Raw genomic sequence first — 22,272 nt, forward strand, 5'->3', positions numbered from 1 at the left:
CTCACATAATGGAATTTTTAAAAATTGAAAATCTATGCAAGGTCTACGGCAAGGGCGAAAACCAAGTTGCCGCCCTTGACCATGTTTCGCTTACAATCGAAAAAGGGGATTTTACTGCAATCATCGGTTCCTCCGGCTCCGGCAAATCCACATTGCTTCACATCATTGGCGGCGTGGACGTGCCGACAAGCGGAAAGGTGTATTTGGAGGGACAGGATGTATATGCCCAAAGCAATGAAAAACTCGCCATCTTCCGCAGGCGGCAGGTAGGACTAATTTACCAGTTTCACAACCTCATTCCCACTCTGAATGTGGTGGAAAACATCACCTTGCCTATACTGATGGATAAGCGGAAGGTCAACAAGGAGAGGCTTGATGACTTGCTGGAACTGCTTGGGCTAAAAGACCGCAAAACGCATTTACCCAATCAACTTTCGGGCGGCCAGCAACAGCGTGTTTCCATAGGACGTGCTTTAATGAATGCCCCGGCGGTCATGCTTGCCGACGAACCCACGGGCAGTTTGGACAGTCGAAATGGACATGAAATTATCAAGCTGCTGAAAGCAAGCAATAAAAAATACGGTCAGACCCTTATCATCGTTACGCATGACGAAAATATAGCTTTGCAAGCAGACCGCATTATCGGCATATCAGACGGCAAAGTAGTACGAGATGAGAGGGTGAGACCATGAATATTTTCAACAAAGTTACCCTGCAAGGCATGAAAAAAAGCCGTACCCGAACGATTGTCACGGTTATCGGAGTTATCCTGTCCGCCGCCATGATTACGGCAGTCGCTACCTTTGGCACTTCCCTATTGAATTTTCTGGTAAACGGTTCTATTGTGAAATACGGCGGTTGGCACGTTGAGTTTTTAGATGTTAATTCCTCTTTCGTGCAGGAGAGAACCCACGACAAGGGAGTTGTAAACACTGCAACCTTTGAAAATATCGGCTATGCAACGCTTAAGGGCGGGAAAAGCCCCGAAAAGCCCTATCTTTTTATAGCCGGATTCAGCGAAGAAGCCTTTGATACATTGCCCTTAACCCTGGTTTCAGGCAGATTGCCGAAAAACAGTGGGGAGGTTCTTGTCCCGGGTCACGTCGCTGCAAAGGGCGGCGTTAAATTCAGGGTGGGCGACACCCTTTCACTTGCTGTTGGAAGCCGCATGAATGGAAACAAGAGTCTCGGTCAACACGCCCCTTACATTTCTGGGAACGAAACTCTTGTGCCAAAAGCAGATAGAACCTACACAGTTGTCGGTATCTGCGAAAGACCCGGTTTTGAGGAACATTCCGCACCAGGATACACCTTGATAACGAAAGCAGATACTCAAGACAAAGCGGACAGCTTCAGCATATTTGTCACTCTTAAAAACCCGCGAGGAGTCCAGGCTTACGCAAGCAGTACAGCGGTCAGCCATAGCTATGTCTTTAACGATAATGTGCTGCGCTTCATGGGTCTTTCGGACAATAAACTGTTCAACACGCTTCTGTACACGGTTGGCGGCATTTTGGTTGCCATAATAATGGTAGGCTCGATTTTTCTGATTTATAACTCGTTTAACATCTCGCTGAACGAACGCACACGCCAGTTCGGGATTCTCTCGTCGGTGGGTGCCACGGCAAAGCAACTGCGAAATTCGGTACTGTTTGAGGGACTTTGCATTGGCGCAATCGGCATACCCATTGGCATTGTGGTCGGCATAGGCAGTATCGGGCTTGTAATTCCTATTGTTGCCAGTAATTTCGGGAACATTGCCTACAGCACCGTGCCTTTAACCTTGTCGGTGTCTGTCCCAGCCATTGTCGCAGCGGCGGCGGTCAGTTTGGTTACCATTTTGATTTCAGCCTATATCCCGGCCAGGAAAGCCGCAAACACTCCCGTGATGGAGAGTATTCGCCAGACGGGCGAGGTCAAAACCGAATCGAAAGCCGTGAAAACGTCAAAACTGGCGCAGCGTATTTACGGTTTGGAGGGAACTCTTGCGCTAAAGAATTTTAAGAGAAACAAAAAACGCTATCGCAGCATTGTGCTATCCCTTGTTTTAAGCGTCGTGCTGTTTGTATCGGGAAATGCTTTTGGAACAACTCTGAAACGGCTTGCAGAAAGGTCGATAATGGACTTTGACTATGACATCGCTTTTACCACTCAGGATATGAACGACAGCGAAATATTTCCCCTTTACGACAAACTAAAAACTGCAGATGGGGTTTACAAAAGCTCGTATCAAGCGATTTTGGCGTATTCATGCGCGGTTAAGGTAAGCGATTTTTCAGACCGTTACCGGAAATCCGCGGGTTATGCTGCGCCGGACCAAACGGTTCATCTTCCAATGGACATCCAGTTTATTGAGGACAGCGAATATCTGAGTTTTATCAAAAAATTGGGCTTGCCCGCAGAAGAATATACCGGGAAGGACGCGAAAATGATTGCCTGCGCCAAACAACGGGTTAACAATAAAGACGGATCAGAAGCGTTTGATATGTTTGCTAGTCGTTCCATGACTTTCAGTGTCGCTCCCGAAACAAATGACAAGCCGAAGATGGAACAGGGGCAAAGCATAAACATTACGTTTGTCGATACGTACCCGGTGGATCCTCTTAAATCCCTGAATCAATCTTCCGAGAAGAAGCCATACGTTTTTATGGTGGTAGCCCCCTATTCGCTCAAAGAGAAGTTTGAAACTTCGGATACCCATGCAGATATAGGCCTGACCTTTAGATCAAAGAATCCTTCGCAATCGGTGGCTAAAATGGAAGCGATGATTCAGGACGCAGGAATTACGTCTGCGTATACCCTGCTCAATATGTACACGATGGTTGAACAATACCGCAGTATGACATTTGTTATTGATGTTTTTACCTATGTTTTTGTCATCATGATTTCGCTGATTGCGGTTGCCAATGTGTTTAACACCATTTCCACGAATATCAGGTTGCGCAGGCGGGAACTTGCCATGCTCCGCTCGGTGGGGATGTCCGACCGCGATTTCCAAAAAATGATGAATTTTGAGTGTGTTTTTTATGGCATGAGGACGTTGCTATTCGGGCTTCCAATAGCGGGAACCATCTCGTGGCTGATTTACAAAGGGTTGGCGACCCAAGAAAGGATAGACAACTTCGATTTTGTATTCCCGTGGGGCAGTATGGCAATCAGCGTGTTCAGTGTGCTCTTTATCGTGTTCATTACAATGCTGTATGCCACTCGCAAGATAAAAAAAGAAAATATCATTGACGCGCTTCGGGATGACATGACTTGATTCAAAATCTATATTGACTTGATAGAAAATCAAAAAACATTTGCATGATTGGGTTCAAGTGATTCGCAATCGTTCCGAAAGGCGATTTAGACATTGAAAATACAGAATCCATCCTACACAAGTAATGTAAATTACAAATGAATGCTATCCTGCGGTAATAAAAAAAACCACAGTTGTGGCAGATGATGTTTTGCGGCCCAAATGTGGCCATGCGGCGGTTTTGAAATAACAATCAAAATCGCCGTTTTTGTGTAACAAAGTAAAGGTAAAGCTAATGCGACAGCCCCTTCGCTTTATGTTATATTAAATACTTCTCAAAGCACCTGGACAATTAGTAATTATGTCATCAACACCCATCTGAATAAGCCTTCTCCAATCATCTACATTATCTACTGTCCATACATGTACCTTTTTATTATTTTTATGGAGTTTTTCTACTATACTCTTATTAACTTTAGGATAGTAAATACTATAATAATCAACATATTCTAGATCTAACTTGTCTTTGTTATTCAAAACCGTAATATATCCTGTCCTAATTTTAGGATTTAGCTTTTTTACCTTTACCAGAGTGCGGTAATCAAAGGAACATACTAAACAATTATCTACGAACTTATTGTCTTCAATAAGTTGTACAACTTTTCTTGGTAAGTCCGTATCATTTTTATAGCTCTTAATTTCAATATCTAATTTAATTTTTCCTTTTGCTGCCTTTATAACTTGATCTAGTGTAGGTATCTTTTCCCCTTTATACTTTTCCGAATAAATACTACCTACATCTAGCTTCTCTACATCTTTATATGCTACCTCTGAGAGGTCTTCATCCACCTTTGCTACTCTTTTTAAGTTCTTATCATGCATTAATACAACTACTCCATCTTTTGTTTCCTGTACATCCAACTCAGCATAATCCGCCTTATCTTCTGCTGCACACAAAATAGAGCTTATGGTATTTTCAGGTGCACGTCTACTGCTTCCTCTATGTCCTATGATTTTTATATCCTTACTTTTAACGGTAAACCTGTTACCAGAGTAATTATCAGCAACCATAATAGAAACCATAATAACTATAAATATAACCAGCGCCCTTTTTATCATAACTAACTCTCCTTCTGCTATAAAATACACTTACTACAAAAATTATCCACAATCTAGATAAAAGTTACAGGTTGCTACAAAAAATTTAAGTTCTTATTATCCATTATATACTATTTATCGGTAGTTGTTAAATCACTTTTCAAAATAATTCTATGATAATTCTTTTTAAAACACAAAAACTGCCTACGTTTGTTTCAATAGGCAGTTAAAGATATAGATACTATATAAAATCTTCTTTGCGTTTGCATTTTTACTAACGAATAAAAGCTGCTTCTTGCTCGCAAAGAGCATCTTTCAACCATTGAGGATGCATTGGTAAAATATCAGTTGGAAGGTCATCTATTGCAAAATAACGCAATTCAAGGGTTTCAGGTGAAGAAGAAGTTATTTGTCCTCCCACTACTTCACCCTCAAAATACGTAGTTATAAAATGTGTTGTAATTCCATTAGGATATTTAAAAACTTGTGACTTTGGATCTGAGTAAACACCAATCAGCCTAGTAATACGAATATCTAATCCTGTCTCTTCCCATGCCTCTCTAACAGCAGCTTCCTTTACACTTTCGCCTAGCTCTACATGTCCCGAAAGTAATCCCCAGAGTCCTACATCTGCACGTTTTTGTAGTAGAACTTTTCTATTTTCATCAAAAATAATTATTGCAACTCCTGGGTGAATGTTATCAATTTTTTGCATCATAAGTATTCCCTCCTCTTAAATTACATTAGGTTATTCCTTTATCCAGTAAGTGCTACAATCATTAGAGCGTTCAATAAATCCATATTCTATTAAAGCCCTTCTAATAGTAGCGTAGTCATCATATACTCTTTTTAAAATTCTATTTATTTCTTTTTCAGAATATTTCTTTCCCTTTGAAAAATTCTTAACTATTTCAGATAAAACTATTATCTTATTTTTTTCTTTAGCTGGATAGGTCTTTATTGCCCCATTTTCATCCATATAATTTTTAATAGTGTTTTCTCGTTCTTTGTCAGTAATATTGTATCTATCATCTATGGTAGTTGCTGTTTTATGTGCGTCACACAAAACCTCTTTATCTAAGATATTTACCTTTTTTCTTATGTCACTAGATATAAGCTCCATCATCGCTAGAAACAATCTTGCTTGCTTTTCTTTTTCTCGTAATTTATAACGATGACTTCTTATAGTAGACTGTGCAACTCCTAACTTTAAAGCAATTTCTTTATCAGTTAACTCTGAAGCTATCAATACTAGCACATCTCGCTGAACCTCAGATATGCCAGTAAAAGCGGTGTTCATACCTAGTAAATATTCTAATGTTGAACCATGGCTTTTCTCTATATGAAGCTCAGCTGCCTTTCTTGAATCATAAAGAATAGAATCTATTTCATATATTCTTCCCTTTGTGAATTCCTCCTCACAAATTATACATTTATAATGCCCATCACTCTCAATAAAACCTTTCTTTACATCCTCAATAGTTGCATCCCAAAATACCTCTCTATTATTCATATTCTCCACCACCTCTTTTATATTTGTTTATACGTCAATTATATACACATTTTTAATTTTTGTCTATATATAAACAAACCTTTTTTGATTAAGTTTATTAAATGTTTTAACATATGCTTTTTAATGTACTATTTTACCCGATGTCTACCCTCTAATGCACTCTGCTTTTCTTAAAATTAGGACTAAGTGGCGCTATGTCCCTGGATAAGGAATTTTTATCTAACCTTTTGTTGACCGATCGATCGGTTAATGTTAATTTTATGCTTGCGTTGTTATAGTCAGTGCCCTAGATCTGCAATTCTTATTGGCGAAGGTACAAAAAATGAAGTAAAGTATCCACGCTATAAAGGTTCTGGAAAATATTTTGACATTATAGAAAAAACCTAAAAAATAGTAGCTCCAATCACAATTGGATGCTACTATTTATATTTAGATTCACTGAAAACCCTACACAAATTTACGTCCGTTCTCTAATTTATTCTTATACATCTCTTTATCCGCTAATTCAATAATCTGTTCTATATTAAGGTTCATTTCTGATTTATATAAGAATAAACCTATGCTTGCATTGATAAAATAAGGCTTACATTTATTCTTATTCAAATCTTTAAATCTATTCCTTATCCTGCCGCAGATCTTATTTATTTCATATTCACTTTTATTATCAAATAATATTATAAACTCATCTCCGCCATAACGAAAAATAACATCATTGGCTTGTATTTCTTCTTCAATGGCCTTACAGATCTCAGTTATTAAATAGTCACCTTCATTGTGTCCAAAGTTATCATTTACCATTTTAAGTTTGTCTATATCAACAAAACAAATAGCAAATTCATCATTTTCATTTTTTAGTCTTTCAAGCTTCCTCTTAGTTATATCCATTCCAATTCTTCTATTTAAAACACCTGTTAAAGCATCTATAGATGCATGTGTGGTCAATTCACTCTCCATCCTCTTTATTTCTGTTATATCTGCTATTCCGGTTAAAATAGACTTCTCTCCAAAATAATCAATAAGCTCGTAATTAACAATAACCCACTTGCTCTGTCCTGAAAAAGTTTTATGTTCAACCACATAATCACGAAATTGTCCACTTTTCTCCAGCATATCAAGCATTAATTCCAAATCAGATGTGTTTTTATATAAATCCTTATGATTTAAAGTATCAACTTGATCTTTTGTAATATTATAAAATACCATGGCTTTATTATTCGCATCTTGTATTTTGCCATCCTTAAGTCTAGATATAAATAAAGGAAAAGGATTCATCTCAAACAATTTTTGAAAAGTTAGCTTATCCTCTTTGATTCTTTCATCATTTAAAAAATTTTCAACATTATGTCTGTACAAAACAAAGAATAAAACAAATGAAGCTATAACTGTAGTAGTGGAGTTTAATTGATTTATTATTGCCTTCTCTTTATTTTCACAAAAAAATGAAAGGCCAATTATAAAAAAGGTATGGTTAAGACTGTATATCCAAAACATCGCTTTGGGATATATAGGAATTATCAATACCACTACAAGAATAGTTATGATATAGGCATCAATGTTCCCGGAAAATCTTTGACTATTTAGAGAAGTAACAGCTGCTAAAAAAATCGCTGAAAAAACATCTAAAATTACTGCTGCTTTAGCAATAAGAGAAGATCTATACCGCTCTCTACTCTCCAATAATTTAAAAATTATAATGTAAATCATAGAAAATATGAAAGCTATAATATGTATACCTATCAATGTTTTTCTGTAAAGTACATTTATATTATTATTTTTATAGAAAATAAAGTCAGCGTAGAAGCTATAAAAACTTGCTATAAGAATTATCCAATTAAATAACCTTCCACGTTGTAGACTTATTAAAATATACTTTCTTTCAAATTCTTTGCTATTTTTAAAGTCCATTTTAAAAAGTGATTTTATTGAAATTTCATCAATAAATTTTGAATAACTCCTCATATAGCATTCTTGCCCTTTCTAAGCAGATTTAATTAACATATTATAACATAACAAAATAATTTTGAATATATCTGCTAATTGGTCATTTTTTGATATGCTACACTAATTATAAAATTGTTATAAATATGCTTTAGAGCAAAACTCTACGTTACTTATGATATGTTTCACCATAACAGTAGTGTTGAAGGCTTCTAAGGAGTTTTTCTTTATTTATATGTTAATTCTTTGAGATATTCTAATTGGATTTTTGCCTTCACAAGGTACTCCAGTTTGACATAAACCACACCCAGAGCCTGGCTTTGGACTTTCGCCATAAGATTCAGCTAATTTACTTAATGCATCACCATAAGCATATTTATGACATTTTATCTTATCATGGCCTTCTTTAGATATAGCATTGACAGGACATCGCTTAATACAAGCTCCACAAATACCTTTGCTACATAACAAACAATTTTCCGTATGATTTTTAGCAACTCTAACATCTGGTGTGAGCTTTAATTCAGTTACAACTGAAATTAGCTTTACTGCTATTCCCTTCTCAGTAATAAAAGCATCATTTATAGAAAAAGTCCCTAACCCAGCTGCATAAGCTATATGACGTTCTGACCAATTTGATGTTAAGTCTGAACCATCTCCATGAATTTTAAACCATTCAGAAAGATGAGGAGCAATAGTTCTATATCCCATTTTATTTAAATAACTTTCTAAATATTTAGCAAAATCTCCAGAAGCACGAGTTAATGCCCATTCTTTTGATGCTAATTTTTTTTGTGCTCTATTACTTTTTCTAGTTTTTTCATTTATAGGCAGCACAACGCTTATAACTGTTCCACCCTTATAGGTACCTTCTCCAAAAGCTAATTCAAATGCTTCTTTGGGAGTAAAGTGATGCTCACCAATTATTTTTTTATACTCTTGAAATAAAGGATCTTCTGTATCTGCAAAGTTTATAATAGGCTCCTCATAATAAGTATCTTTAATTTCTTCAAACCAATTCTCTTTACTTTCCTTAAAATATCTTTCGATTTCATTTTTTATTAAATTCTCCATTTCAAAACCTCCATAAATAATTTAGTTCTAAACATTTAATAAATCCCCCGACTCCCCTAGTAAATACCAATTAGAGTGTATATACACGTTAACTAGTAAAAAATTAAGGCACTAAAGCCTCAATTTTGGAAAGCAATGTTGTAAAAATATCTATGTTGTCTTTGCCTAGATATTCTTCTAAAAAACTTTGTGCCTTTTCCCAAAGTTCTTCTGCATATTTATAGGTTTCAATTCCCTTATCCGTTAATTTAAGTTGTCTATTTCTAGCACCTTCTTCTGATATATCTTCTACAAATCCACTTTTTTCTAAAGGTTTAAGATTTCTCACAAGAGTAGTTCTATCTAGCCTTATGATTAGAGCTAAGTCACTGACACTTACTGGTTCTAATTGCTTTATATGTCTAAGTAATGCAAACTGACCTATCTTTAAGTTACTTGGTGCAAGAAATTCATCATAAACTTCGGTAACTGCTTGTGAAGCTCTTCTGATATTAAGACAATTACAAGGGGATGGTTTCTTATCATAAATGTTTCTATCCATAATTATCACCTTTTTTGATTTCGTGTATTTACACTATTAAATATACTTCTTCAATTCTTTTTTGTCAATATATAGTTTTATATATTTTAGTAAATATTCTTATATACTTCTATTAATTCTCTTGATACAGTAGTATGAAAATAATATGCATGTTAAGATTATCTTACTCTAAGTCCAATTTAATTAATACATAAAAGCATACTTTGTTTCCTTCACTTTCACCCCATATCTTTCCTTTATGCAAATCTACAATACTTTTAGCAATAGATAACCCTAAGCCCGAACCACCAGTTTGAGAATTTCTTGCTTCATCAGTTCTATAAAATCTATCAAAAATTTTAGTCAAATCTTCTTCTTTTATAGGTTTACCTTCATTTTCAATACTAACTATTGCTCCATGCTGAGCTTTAGAAACCTTTATTTTAATATCACCTGGTTTATCGCTGTGCCTTATGGCATTAATTATGATATTTTCAAAAACCCTTACCATTTTTACAGGGTCTATATTTGCATTTAGCTCTTCCTCAGGCTCTTCTAATAAAATGTTTAAATTGTTTTCGCTGCATATTGGCATCATTCCCTCTACAATCTGTCTCATGAATTCATTCAATGAAATCTCCATCTTTTGAAGTTTAATATCACAGGATGCAAGCTTCGTATATTCAAAAAGATCATTTATCAGCTCTTCAAGTCTATGAGATTTATTGTCAATTACATCTATATATTTACTTATTGCATCCTTTTCTTTATATTTTTCTTTTAACAGTTTTACATAACCTACAATTGATGTTAAAGGAGTTCTTAAATCATGTGAAACACTAACTATAAGCATATCCTTATTCTTTTCAGCCTGTTTTTCCTTCTCCTTCATATTCTTTAACTCTTGAGTCATATGATTTATATTTTCTCCAAGGGTGGATAGCTCATCTTTCCCTTTTATTTCAACCCTGTAATTCAGTTTTCCCTTTGATATTTCCTTTAATCCTTGTGAAAGATAATCTATATACTTTACTCTTCCATAGGTTAATACCAAAAATAACAGAATAAATATTACTATGCCTAAAATAAAAAACTTCAACTCATCTCCCATAACTAAAAACTTTGCAATTACAACATATCTATCATTATCTAATGGCTTTATGTTATAATATTTAATCTGTTTTTCATAAAAATTAGTTTGAGTTTTTCTATTTAAAAGACTATTTATATCTATCTGTTTTTCATAATTGTTTTTAGGCTTTAATATTATATATCCCTGCTTATTAACTATAAAAATATCTATATGCCCTGCTTTTTCATTAATAAAGTTTTGCAGTTCTTGAGTATTATTTCTATTTTTGTCCATTTCCTCAAGTAAAACTGAACATTCAGAGTTAAAAACAGATATTTCCTTTGTATAATCAGTTCTTTTTTCTCTTATGGTATCGTTCAGAAAAAACGCAATAAAAAGCCCCACTGTGAGTGATATAAAAAATATTGAAAAAAACTTAGCTCTTATTCCAAAAAAGTACTTACTTTTCAATTTTGTATCCAACTCCCCATACAGTTTTAATGTACTTAGGATTTTTAACGTTATCACCAAGTTTTTCTCTTATATTTTTTATGTGAGTCATGATGGTGGAATCTGATTGGTAAAACACATCATTCCACACGCTTTCATATATATTTCTACTACTGAAAACCACGCTCCTATTTTCAGCTAATAATTTCAATATCTCGAACTCCTTAACTGTAAGCTTTACTTCTTTTCCACATAAGGTAACTTCATGTGTCTCTGAATTTATAATTAAATCATCAATCACTATTTCATTGCTTTTTGCAATTATAGTAGTCTTAAGGTATCTTCTAAGCTGAGCTTTTACCCTAACTACAAGTTCTAAAGGATTAAAAGGCTTTGTTACATAATCATCAGCGCCAGTAATTATTCCTAGAATTTTATCATTATCTTCTCTCTTAGCTGACAGCATTATAATAGGTACATCTAATTCTTCTCTCACTCTTTTACATATTTGTATACCATCAATATTGGGCAGCATGATATCAAGAATAATAAGATGTATTTCATTTTTCTTTAAAACTTCCAATGCTTGCAGACCGTCTTCTACAGTAATTACATTATAACCTTCATTTTTTAAATAAATTTCTATAAGTTCTCTAATTTCTTTTTCATCGTCAACTACCAATATAGTAGCTTTATCCATAATTCTCCTCCTTAATACAGTGAGTACATGATTATTACCATCATCATTAAGGTTGATGTGAAGCTGTCTCTCACCTTAATACTGTCTTTTCTCAATGCTAGAAGTGTTATACCTTCACATATGAAAATCAATGCAGTAAAAACTATTATAGGATTTAAAGTTTTATTTCCTATAAAAATATTACCATTAACCACTGTTGCAATAATTCCTAATAGTACATAAAGTATAAACTTAAAAAATTTCTTAGCGGCAGTTTTAAATAAATTCTTTTTATCTTTATATCTATTCCTCATAACTAATACATAATAAATTATGAAAAATACAATAAACCATATTATAGATCTAGAAATCAAATGTTTTAAATTGGCAGAAAATATATTAGAAAAGCTTTTTTCAAACTTACCTTCGCCAAACTTCTTTTCAAGTTCCTTGCTGACTTCTTTAATTCTCTCTTCACTGCTGCTACTCTTTAATGTTTCAGCACTCCTCTTACTTATTCCTTCAATTTTTTCAAATTCTTTAACATCTTTAAAATATTTATTTTTATCTCTATATGCTATTATCTTTTCAGCGTCACTTTTACTAATATTTTTTAGTTTAAGTAAATCTTCCTTCTCGCAAGTATTTATATTAAATATATAAAAAGGAAACTCAAGCCCTCCGAATTGATCCATAATAATATTAATATGTTTGTCTTCACTGACAACCCAGATTTCTGGAGCACATTCTTCTGTAAAATCATGGCCTGTACTCTCTTTAAAAATATTTAATATCCTTTCCCTGTCTTGTGGATATTCTTTTATATATCCTTTAACAAACTGTATCAACTGAGGATTATTGTCCTTATTTACATATTTATTAAATACATTAAAAATTTTAGAGTATCTTTCATCCAGATTTCCTTTATCTGTAGTTATAAGTTTAATAAAAAAATGAGAAACAACTATTTCTGTAGATAAACTCTGCTCCAGACTTATCTTTTGAGACTTATTTTGGAAAAGCCCCATATTTCTATATAAAATTGTTTTCTCAGCATCTCTAAAGTCATAGCATAAATTTTTATACTTGCCATCCCCACTTAAACCAAGCTCATGCCTCTTTAAATTTTCGTATTTCTGCTGCCATAAAGGTGATGTTTCTCTGTAATAATCCAATCTTAAGGGAAGAATAAAATCTCTGGTACCTCTATTTAATACTGAAGCTATGTTACTTTTAGTTCTTTCTATATCATTATAGATTCCATTTTTAATTTGTTCATTTTCCTCATAGATTCTCGAAATAACTTCAAAGTGCTCTGCAAACCCTTCATTGAAAGCAGTACTGTACTCTGTAATAATATTGGAATAATGCATGTCCACACCATGCTGGTTCATATCTTTATCATAAGCAGCAGTAATTTGATATAAAATATGCCCCATTTCGTGTGGGAAAATCTGTGTTATAGACTCAAGTGCATCATAGTTACCCTTTAATTGATTAGTTGAAAGTTCAATATATGGTGACTTTTTTTTATCATAAAGCTTTCCATCTTTTTTTAGATAGAAACCAATCCTTCCATAACAACCAGAATTATTCTTAAAAGCTATATAGATATCTTCATTCTTTAATTTTGAATATTGCTGTGCTTGAGCATAAAGTTCAATAGAATTTTTAATAAAGGATTTATTATAGATGTCCATAAAGGATTTTTCATCTCCGCCTTCCTCATAGACTGGAAATCCATCCTTCAGTTCATCTGTGGCTTTAAGCACTACTATATTTGCGGCATCTTTTGCAAATACATTTTCCATTGTAAAAAACAGCATTATACATGTAATAAATACAAAAATAAATTTTTTCATAATTCCTCACTCCAATTTTATTTTCTCACTTTAATTTTAAAATAGATTTCTGATGGAAATCTAAAGCAAATCTGAAGAATTTCTGAAGAAATATAAAAAACCATACTGCTTTTGCAATATGGTTAATGTACAAAGAATGAAGGAAGGATTATAAAAGCTACATGAAAGTACCATTATTTTTACTAATTAATTTTTACTCTTTAATAATTGGTCTATAAGTGATGTTAAAACTTCAATCCCTTTAGGCATCAAATGCACACCGTCAGGTGTAAAATATTCCGGATGGGTAATTGCTGTAGAATGCCAATCAATCAATGTAATGTTCTTACTTTCTTTAGCTTTTTTGCTTAAAGTTTCATTCACTTCCTTTTCCCATTGGCGTGGTACACGTGTATTTACTAAATAAATATGTGCTTTCGAGAAAAAATTTAACAAACTATCTATCTGACGGTCTGTAAAATAACCATTTGTCCCCAACTCAATGATAACCGCATTATTTGTATCATTAAATGCTGCATAGGCAGGTGCTAACTCAACTGCTTGACTTAGCTGCCTTCCAACCTTACCATCAATTGTGATATTAGTATATTTTTTATTCAGGCTTGAAACAATATCCAGCATGATAGAATCTCCAATAGCCAGTACCTTGTTGTAAGAATTACCGGTAGATAGAGAGCTCGCTTCACTCTTTTCATTAGAGCTTGGTCCAGAATTTTTACTTGTAGAAGATTGCTTTTCATTATTTATTACTATTTCAGTTGAAGACGCTTTAGCCTTGTCCATTTGCTGTTTATCTTTATGTACACTTCTGATACAAGCAGTTAACAACACAATCACTAAAGGTATTATTATAATTGAAATCCCTCTAGCAAAAGTTAGTCTTCTCCAGTTAACAGCATTAATTAGTAAATTCCTCTTGAAAACTCCTCGGAACCCATTTTGGCGAATAGGCATTTCAATAAAGCGGTATGAAATTTCAGCAATAATAAGTGTAGCAGCCAGTTGCAAGCCCACACGCCAGTACGTTGGATTTCCAATTTCATAAGCTGGAGTACTTAAAACAATAATAGGATAATGCCAAAGGTAAATTCCATAGGATCTCTTGCCAAGCCAGCTTAAAGGCTTCCACGAAAGTAAATGTCCTAAATAGCTACTAGGATGACAAACACAAGCTATAAGTATGGCTGCGTTTAAGCTAAGAAGTAACATTCCACCTCTATATAAAAATGCTTGATATTCATTCATGAAAATAACACTAATAATAAAGATAATAAAAGCAATTATACTTGTAATATTTAACATATTTCTTTGCTTAATAGATTTTTTAGAAGACAGTCTTTTCATCGGGTAGATAATAGCCAGCCAACTGCCTATAAGCAGCTCAAAGGCACGAGTATCTGTCCCATAATAGACACGGCTAGGATCCTCTCCTGGTTTATAAAGTATAGCCAGTAATATTGCCGAGCATAACGCTGCAATAAAAACAATGTTCGAAAACTTTGCTCGCTTTTTAAAAACCTTTAGCCCTGTTATCAGTACAATAGGCCATACAATATAAAATTGTTCTTCTATTGCTAAGGACCAAAGATTCTTTAAAGGCGAAGGTAACCCGAAACTATTGAAATAAGAAAGTTTATGAAAAATAAACCACCAATTACTTACATACATAATGGAGGATGATGCATCACCTTTAAGTGTATTTACCATCTCGGATTTAAATATCATTGTCCACACAAAAACAGCTATTATCATAATATAGGCGGCCGGTAACAATCTTCGAATACGTCTAATCCAAAATTCACGAAAACTAAAATTGAGTTCACTTTCTTGTAATGCTAAAATATTAGATGTTATAAGATAACCAGATATTACAAAAAATATGTCAACCCCTAAAAAGCCTCCTCCAGCCCAACTGAAGTTAAAATGATAAGCTATTACAGCTAATACTGCAAAAGCTCGAAGTCCATCTAATCCTGCAATATATCGATGATTCTGCGTATTGTCTAACATAGAAATCTCCTCCCCGTAGTGCATTTTAATAAAAAAATATTTGCTATACCCATAGGCATTTATATATAATAGACGTTTAAGAGGTGCTAAAAGTTTTAAAAAGCTTTCATATTTATTCATAAAATGCATTTCATCAACCTTTTTCGACATAAAATCAAGTACCAATGACTCTTATAAACTACTAGAGTCATTGGTACTTGATCCTTGCAAAGGGAAAGAAATATTATTTAATATATTCATTACTTACTAAGATATCTGATACTACTTCTGTTGGAATAACAAATTCTACCACTCCCATGTATCCTGGAGCAACCTCGTATTTATTAAAGGAGATAACTAATTTATTTTCAGCATTTATATAAAAATTTTGATTGCTGGATATTTGTTGAAATAATTCCATAGTGGATTTCTGTTCTATTCCTGCAACCCAATAAAACTTATCTTTATCAGCTTTATACTGCTCATTCATTTGTTCTTTTATATTTTCACTAACGGCACCGATATACCTATCATCTTTAAATAAACTTGGCAGGGTTATCATAACCTCGTTTTTCTTATCGATTGTATCGTACTTTAATGTGGTCGAGGATGAACCTACAGTATTTACAACACAGCGGCCTATAGAGAGTATCCTATCAGTGTCAGTTTTTACAACATATCCGCTATCTACCCCTAAATGACCTCCACCTGATTGCTTTAAGTTTTTCATATCCACCATGAATTGATTATATAACTTCTTATTCTCATTAAGATATTTTTCATTTAAATATTTTTCTAAGCTTTTGTTTTGTAAACCAGTAATTTCAGGTGTTTTTATATTTGCTTTAAATTTATCTTCATTTATAGTATAGTTCTTAAAAGTTAGCACTTTTACTAAACTTTTGCCAATGGGCACTTCTGATAGTGTTTGTGCAAATGCCGGGCTTGCATTAATTCCTGCTGTAAGTATAATCACAGCTGCAGCTATTGAAGCAGCCACAGCACCTAGGCTTCTATACTTGTTTTTTCTTTTACTAGTATTTACTCCGATTGTATCTAATGTATTTTGAACCAAACTATCTAGTTCCTTTGGAATAGGTATATTCATATAATCCATTTTTAACTGGTTTAATTTTTCGTTTCTCATACTTAATCCTCCTCATATAAATATTCTAGGGGCTCATTTTTATGTGTAATTTTTTAAGGGCGGTATACAGTCTAGTTTTTATTGTGCTAATGTTCTCTTCAAGAATTTCAGCGATTTCCTCTATCTTCAAATCTTCAAAATATCTTAGTACTATCACATTACGATATTTATCAGGCAATTCATCTAGTGCTTCTTTTAAATCAATATCTTGATATTCGTCTATTACTCCAGAGTCATATTGGGATATAATCTCTTCGTCTAATACTATGCGCTTTTGTTTTCGAAGAAAATCTAATGAAGTGTTTACAATAATCCTATAAAACCAAGTTTTTATGTAATCAGAACTCTTTAATGAATCTATTGATGAAAATGCTTTTAATATAGATTCCTGCACAATATCCAAAGCATTATCAACATTTTTCACGTAGCTATAAGCAAGACGATAGTGATTTTCCTTATTTTCAATAATATAGTCTGCAATAAGCTTTTCCATCCTATCTTTGTTCATTCGTATGAATTTCTCCTTTTTCTCGTTTTGTTTCGTATCTTAGTTGCTTTATATTTTATAGACGTTTAAGCTGCGAATAAAGTTTTATATATGTAAATATTTTTTTATACTAAGCAAATTATTTATTTTCTATTATAGATGAAACAGATGCCACAAGTAATTATTGTATTTATGGAAATCTGAAAGTTTTCTACGGTCCTTTATTTCTTGTTAAATAATAAAAAAGTGGTATTTTATTAAAAAATAAGTACCACTTTATTTTTATCCAAAGTTCGATATAAGTAGACTACCCCCACCGCTTTCACAGCGGCTTAGTCCTATAAGAATATTACGAACTTAATATCTTTTTAATTTTCTCTTTTACTTCTGTCGGTAAATTACCCTTTAATGCTCTTTTTAATAAAAGGGGTTTCTTAATTCCATTCAATAGCAGGTAATCTTCTATTATCTTTGCTTTTGCTTCTCTATTAGGGATTAATTGATAAATTACATACCAATCCTCCAATGATGTGAAGGGGATATTTACTCCGTTAATTGTTTTAAGTTCTGAAATTGAGTTGAGGTCAAAAGTGTATTCAAATACTCCACTAATATGATTAACTGCAAATCCTGCCATTACATCAACATCAAACCCGTCTATTATATACTCATAAAAGTATTTTGTTGAGTAGGTAGCAGTCTTCTCCCATTTTTTCTTCTCACCAATACTTTTAAGAACTTCATCTGCTTTTTCGATATCCTTAATATCCACAAAAATATCTATATCATTTGGTTTTTCTATAAGTCCAAATTGATTTAATAATATAGAAGCACCGACTCCCCATACTATATTTGAACTATTAAGTTTTTCACCTATATAACTTAAGGTATTGAACATTTTATATATCACCTCTTATTCTCCATATTAATTATTGTATATTAAAATCCACATTCTTCATTAACTATGAACAGCTTAATTCTATCACTATCTGATTGTCCTTCAATTATTGAAAGGCTATTACAAACTCTTTCCTTCGATACACAGTTTACACACTTATTTAATGTTACACATGGTGGATTAAATCCTGCTCGTTTTGCATTTAAAGGACATGCAACATTTTTTACTCTTCTTATTGCTTCATCTACTGTATCTACAACCTTATTTTTTCCGACTACAACTATTACTTTATCTGGTCCAAAAGTAATTGCTGCTACTCTATTGCCGCTATGGTCTACATTAACGATTTGCCCATCAATCGATATAGCATTTGAACCCGTAATATACCAATCTGTAATAAGTGCCTTCTTCTTTAAGTCTTTACATTCCTCTCTATTTTTTGCAAGTTCTTTATCGTATACAATATTGCCTCTTTCTAATAAAGCCTTTGTAATATCTATCTTTTGGAGCGTAACTGAATGTCCGATTCCAACGGTACATTTAATGGGTATAATATTTAATATGCATGATTTAACATTTTCTAAAGTCTCAAAATACTGTACTTCTATATTTCTCAATTTAAAGTTTTCCTTTAATTTTATAAACTTTTCTTCATCCATTCCAATTCCTCCATAAAGTAAGCCATTTTAATCTTATTAAATAAACCTATTTTAATTTTTTAAATTCATCTGCTAAATATGTAATTACTTCATCCTTTGTTTGTGGTCTATCATGTCCCAAAACATATGTATTAAAATCTATTCCTTTTAATAATGAAATCAAAGCATCTAACTTCCCTTTATCATATTTACCATTATTATTATAATAATCTTCACAATCTGCATCTCCAATAAAAATAGTTTTTTCTTTAGGTATGTACATCATTACCGAATCATCTGAATGAGTTGCTTCAATTTCAGTTATTTCACAATAAATTCCACCTAAATCAATTTTTAAGCTTCCGCTGAACTCTATATCTGCAGGAGTTACTTTTATTTCTTGTCTATTTGGGTATTCTAGTTTAATACATCTATCACACATTTCAATATCTTTACCTGTTTCAAGTCTATTTTTCATATCTGCATCAGACCATTTCCATTTTGCAACTTCTTTCAACTTATTATTCGTCAATTTTCCTGCGATTGTTTTTCCTACTACTGAACACATTCCAAATGTATGATCCCAATGCCAATGAGTAATTACTGTATAATCTGGCAATTTTAGATTTTTATTATTTAATTCATTATAAAATTTCTCTACATGCTTGGATGAATTACCTGCATCTATTGCCAAGGAATAGTTATCCCCAATAATATATCCAAGAACGGGTCTGTCAGTTTCCTCTTCCGCAGGTAAGTAATAAATTCTATCAGATATTTTTTTTAATTCCATATCGCTATTCCTCCTTTTAGTCGAAACACTAGGTAATTTTGCTTGTTTCCACTAAAATTACCCGTTAAAGTCCATTTAGGACTTTAACCTCCTTCAAAACTGTATATTAGCATATATTATTGCTTCTTTTTTACTTCCACCTTTAAGAAAAGCAGAGAACCCAAATCTTAAGTAGATATCCCAAATCTTTAATTTGGTGATAGTCACTTACACAGCGTGCTGATTTGGTGTGAATCGCTTTCACAGAGTGCGCTGGGAGTATTAGAACGGAGAGTCATTTGAAATTATACCATATTCAACTACCATGTACTATAATTTCCCACACCATAACTACAGGCTTTACCGTTATATGCCTATTTTACCTAAAGCCCCTTTCATTCATAATTCTACAGAATTCCTCTTCTTAAACAAAAAGATAGCAAAACCTCATTATAAAGTTTTACTATCTTTTTTAATTTTCACCTGACATCAGTTAGCTATGCTAATATTTCTATATCATGTACCACAAAAGGTTCGGTAAGTGCGATCTGATTTTTCAGGCAGTGTGGAATAATCAGCCTGTTCAGGAGAGTGTGCGTAAGGGCACGAAAGAGCACCAATAAGTCTCTCCATCACACTGTAGTCTCCATGTTTCACCGCAGCTTCTAGTGCCTCTTCTACCCGGTGATTCCGAGGAATTACTGCTGGGTTGTTACTTTGCATCAACTGATAGGATGAGTCTTTTGATTCCTGCTGCCTATCTAGTCTCGCCTGCCATAGCTCATGCCACTGAGCAAATTCCTCAGTGTCAAACAGCATCATATCCGACCACTTATTAAAAGTTAATGCTCGGAAGGTATTTGTATAGTCCGCATCATACTGCTGCATCATGTTGAGGAGGTCTTGAATTAGAGACTCATCCTGCTGCTCTTCGTTAAAGATTCCCAGTTTTGCTCTCATTCCCTCCAGCCAATTAATATTATATAACTCAGTAAAATCTGAAATTGCATCCTGAGCTAGTTTTACAGCCTGATCCTGGTTGTCATGCAATAGCGGCAATAGAGTTTCAGCAAATCTCGCTAGATTCCACGCGGCAATACTAGGCTGATTGCCATAAGCATAGCGACCACGAATGTCAATGGAACTGAATACCGTTGCTGGGTCATAAGTATCCATGAAGGCACAAGGCCCATAATCAATGGTTTCTCCACTAATGGTCATATTGTCAGTGTTCATAACCCCGTGAATAAAGCCAACTAACTGCCATTTTGCAATCAGCACAGCTTGACGCTTGATTACTTCCTTAAGCAGTGAAAGATAGCGGTTCTCATCATCACCAACCTCTGGAAAATGCCTTTTCAATGTGTAATCAGCCAAGGCCCGAAGTTCCTCAATAGTGCCCCATTGTGCAGCATATTGAAAGGTGCCCACCCGCAGATGACTAGCCGCCACACGGGTAAGAATTGCGCCAGGCTGCTCGGTTTCGCGGATTATTGACTCACCGGTTGTGACTACTGCTAGACTGCGGGTGGTAGGAATACCAAGTCCATACATTGCTTCGCTAATAATGTATTCGCGCAGCATCGGTCCAAGTGCTGCTCGACCATCTCCTCCTCGGGAGTAGGTTGTTTCACCTGAACCCTTTAACTGAATATCAAATCGCTCACCTTTGGGAGTAATCTGTTCACCAAGCAGCACAGCCCGACCGTCTCCGAGCATTGTAAAATGTCCAAATTGATGTCCTGCATAAGCTTGAGCAAGAGGCAAGGCACCGTCTGGAATCTTGTTGCCAGCAAATATTGCTGTACCATCATCGCTTTTCAGTGCCAGGAAGTTCAGCCCCAAAGATGTTGTTAAGGAATCATTGAAAATAATCAACTTCGGTGAGGGCACAGGAGTTGGACTCTGTCTAGTAAAAAATGATTTTGGAAGACGAGCGTAACTATTGTCTAAATTCCATCCTGTTTCTATTATTGCTTCTGTCTCTATCATAGTCTCCTTTCCTCCTTTTATTTTTTATATCTTAGGTTTTTCAAAACAAAAATTATAGGTATTCATGATATTTTTAGTTATTTACTTTCTATATCAACATAACGCAACCCTTTTTAGTGTCTGCTTCTACCAATTTATTATACTCTTTACACAAAGATGCGTTCTATAAGTATTTTTGAGTTTAATTTTTATAAACCGACCATCTTTTAAAACACTATATTGAATTATTTTATTTTTATTTATATCTTATACTTAACTTTATTTCTAGTAAGAGACTTCAATATCTTCAAAAACAAGAAATCACCTTTTCTTCTATATCATCCCTTACTGAATATGTTATTTCAATAAAAAAATAACTCTTGATTTTATACCCCTGGGTGGTATAATTGTTTTATAGTTAGAAATTTTGATTATACTATTAATATAAAAACTAATACTATAGATGAGGAGTGCTTATAATGCAAAACTTTATGTTAATACTTGGTGTTGTTATCTTAGCATTTATACTATACCGTAGATTTGCCTTTACTACTAATAAGGATATACAGAATGTTAACGCTGATGAAGCTCATCAATTAATTAAAACTACCAAAAACCTCATAATTCTAGATGTAAGAACTAATCAAGAGTTTAAGTCTGGTCATATACCTGGTTCAAAATCTATTCCTGTAGGAGAACTTGCTTCAAGAATCAATGAACTTGAAAAATATAAGGATAATCCTATATTAGTTCACTGTGCTTCAGGAGGTAGAAGTCCGGCAGCAGTAAGAGTTCTTTTAAAACATAATTTTAGTAAAATATATCATTTGAATCGCGGTTTATCAGGTTGGAAATATGGCTTAAAATAATTTATCCGATGTCTATCGCCACTAACACCCCAACGCACTCTGTGAAAGCGATTC

General features: G+C 33.7%; 19 protein-coding genes. 3 read left to right on the plus strand and 16 right to left on the minus strand.

The annotated features are described in order from the left end of the window. Positions 1–8: 8 nt before the first annotated feature. Positions 9–692 carry an ABC transporter ATP-binding protein gene (locus tag RCG18_RS24870; RefSeq protein WP_308038660.1) on the plus strand — a complete coding sequence of 228 codons (684 nt, stop codon included), beginning with the start codon at positions 9–11 and terminating at the stop codon, positions 690–692. After that, a complete protein-coding gene (locus RCG18_RS24875) occupies positions 689–3,262 on the plus strand; it encodes an FtsX-like permease family protein (RefSeq protein ID WP_308038661.1) in 2,574 nt (857 codons plus the stop codon). Before RCG18_RS24870 ends, RCG18_RS24875 begins: the two co-directional genes overlap by 4 nt. A gap of 303 nt (positions 3,263–3,565) precedes the next feature. Here RCG18_RS24875 and RCG18_RS24880 read toward each other — a convergent pair whose 3' ends face one another. The 16 genes from RCG18_RS24880 to RCG18_RS24955 form a co-directional block, all read right to left on the minus strand. Beyond that, on the minus strand, positions 3,566–4,360 hold the full coding sequence (locus RCG18_RS24880; protein WP_308038662.1) for a glycerophosphodiester phosphodiesterase family protein: 795 nt from the start codon (positions 4,358–4,360) through the stop codon (positions 3,566–3,568). Positions 4,361–4,613: 253 nt separating this feature from the next. Further along, positions 4,614–5,057: an NUDIX domain-containing protein gene (locus tag RCG18_RS24885; protein WP_308038663.1), complete on the minus strand. Its 444-nt coding sequence runs from the start codon at positions 5,055–5,057 to the stop codon at positions 4,614–4,616. A 30-nt stretch (positions 5,058–5,087) separates the two neighbouring features. Further along, on the minus strand, positions 5,088–5,852 hold the full coding sequence (locus tag RCG18_RS24890) for a DUF2087 domain-containing protein (protein ID WP_308038664.1): 765 nt from the start codon (positions 5,850–5,852) through the stop codon (positions 5,088–5,090). Positions 5,853–6,299: 447 nt separating this feature from the next. Continuing rightward, a complete protein-coding gene (locus tag RCG18_RS24895; RefSeq protein ID WP_308038665.1) occupies positions 6,300–7,757 on the minus strand; it encodes a sensor domain-containing diguanylate cyclase in 1,458 nt (485 codons plus the stop codon). 264 nt (positions 7,758–8,021) lie between these two features. Then, on the minus strand, positions 8,022–8,864 hold the full coding sequence (locus tag RCG18_RS24900) for a hypothetical protein (RefSeq protein WP_308038666.1): 843 nt from the start codon (positions 8,862–8,864) through the stop codon (positions 8,022–8,024). Positions 8,865–8,967: 103 nt separating this feature from the next. Then, the gene (locus RCG18_RS24905) at positions 8,968–9,405 is read right to left on the minus strand and encodes a MarR family winged helix-turn-helix transcriptional regulator (protein ID WP_308038667.1); all 438 of its coding nucleotides are present in this window, start codon (positions 9,403–9,405) and stop codon (positions 8,968–8,970) included. 163 nt (positions 9,406–9,568) lie between these two features. Beyond that, positions 9,569–10,927, minus strand: a complete 1,359-nt coding sequence (locus tag RCG18_RS24910; RefSeq protein WP_308038668.1) for a HAMP domain-containing sensor histidine kinase — start codon at positions 10,925–10,927, stop codon at positions 9,569–9,571. Then, positions 10,917–11,606: a response regulator transcription factor gene (locus tag RCG18_RS24915; RefSeq protein WP_308038669.1), complete on the minus strand. Its 690-nt coding sequence runs from the start codon at positions 11,604–11,606 to the stop codon at positions 10,917–10,919. Before RCG18_RS24915 ends, RCG18_RS24910 begins: the two co-directional genes overlap by 11 nt. 11 nt (positions 11,607–11,617) lie before the next feature. Beyond that, on the minus strand, positions 11,618–13,447 hold the full coding sequence (locus tag RCG18_RS24920; RefSeq protein WP_308038670.1) for a helix-hairpin-helix domain-containing protein: 1,830 nt from the start codon (positions 13,445–13,447) through the stop codon (positions 11,618–11,620). A 186-nt stretch (positions 13,448–13,633) separates the two neighbouring features. Beyond that, the gene (locus RCG18_RS24925; protein WP_308038671.1) at positions 13,634–15,622 is read right to left on the minus strand and encodes an acyltransferase family protein; all 1,989 of its coding nucleotides are present in this window, start codon (positions 15,620–15,622) and stop codon (positions 13,634–13,636) included. Between the two features lie 58 nt (positions 15,623–15,680). Continuing rightward, positions 15,681–16,583: an RsiV family protein gene (locus tag RCG18_RS24930; protein ID WP_308038672.1), complete on the minus strand. Its 903-nt coding sequence runs from the start codon at positions 16,581–16,583 to the stop codon at positions 15,681–15,683. A 25-nt stretch (positions 16,584–16,608) separates the two neighbouring features. Then, on the minus strand, positions 16,609–17,091 hold the full coding sequence (locus RCG18_RS24935; RefSeq protein WP_308038673.1) for an RNA polymerase sigma factor: 483 nt from the start codon (positions 17,089–17,091) through the stop codon (positions 16,609–16,611). A gap of 328 nt (positions 17,092–17,419) precedes the next feature. Then, positions 17,420–17,968, minus strand: a complete 549-nt coding sequence (locus RCG18_RS24940; protein ID WP_308038674.1) for a nucleotidyltransferase — start codon at positions 17,966–17,968, stop codon at positions 17,420–17,422. A 41-nt stretch (positions 17,969–18,009) separates the two neighbouring features. Next, positions 18,010–18,627, minus strand: a complete 618-nt coding sequence (locus tag RCG18_RS24945) for a lactate utilization protein (RefSeq protein WP_308038675.1) — start codon at positions 18,625–18,627, stop codon at positions 18,010–18,012. Positions 18,628–18,673: 46 nt separating this feature from the next. Further along, positions 18,674–19,399: an MBL fold metallo-hydrolase gene (locus RCG18_RS24950; protein ID WP_308038677.1), complete on the minus strand. Its 726-nt coding sequence runs from the start codon at positions 19,397–19,399 to the stop codon at positions 18,674–18,676. Positions 19,400–19,894: 495 nt separating this feature from the next. Further along, positions 19,895–21,370, minus strand: coding sequence for a protein adenylyltransferase SelO family protein (locus RCG18_RS24955; protein WP_308038678.1), 1,476 nt, complete (start codon positions 21,368–21,370; stop codon positions 19,895–19,897). Positions 21,371–21,828: 458 nt separating this feature from the next. Between RCG18_RS24955 and RCG18_RS24960 the strand changes: the two genes are divergently transcribed. Further along, positions 21,829–22,218 (plus strand): rhodanese-like domain-containing protein, encoded by a 390-nt coding sequence (locus tag RCG18_RS24960; RefSeq protein WP_308038679.1) that lies wholly within the window; start codon positions 21,829–21,831, stop codon positions 22,216–22,218. The last annotated feature ends 54 nt before the right edge of the window (positions 22,219–22,272 follow it).

The organism is Clostridium sp. OS1-26, from assembly GCF_030915445.1.
Lineage (GTDB): Bacteria > Bacillota > Clostridia > Clostridiales > Clostridiaceae > Clostridium_AM.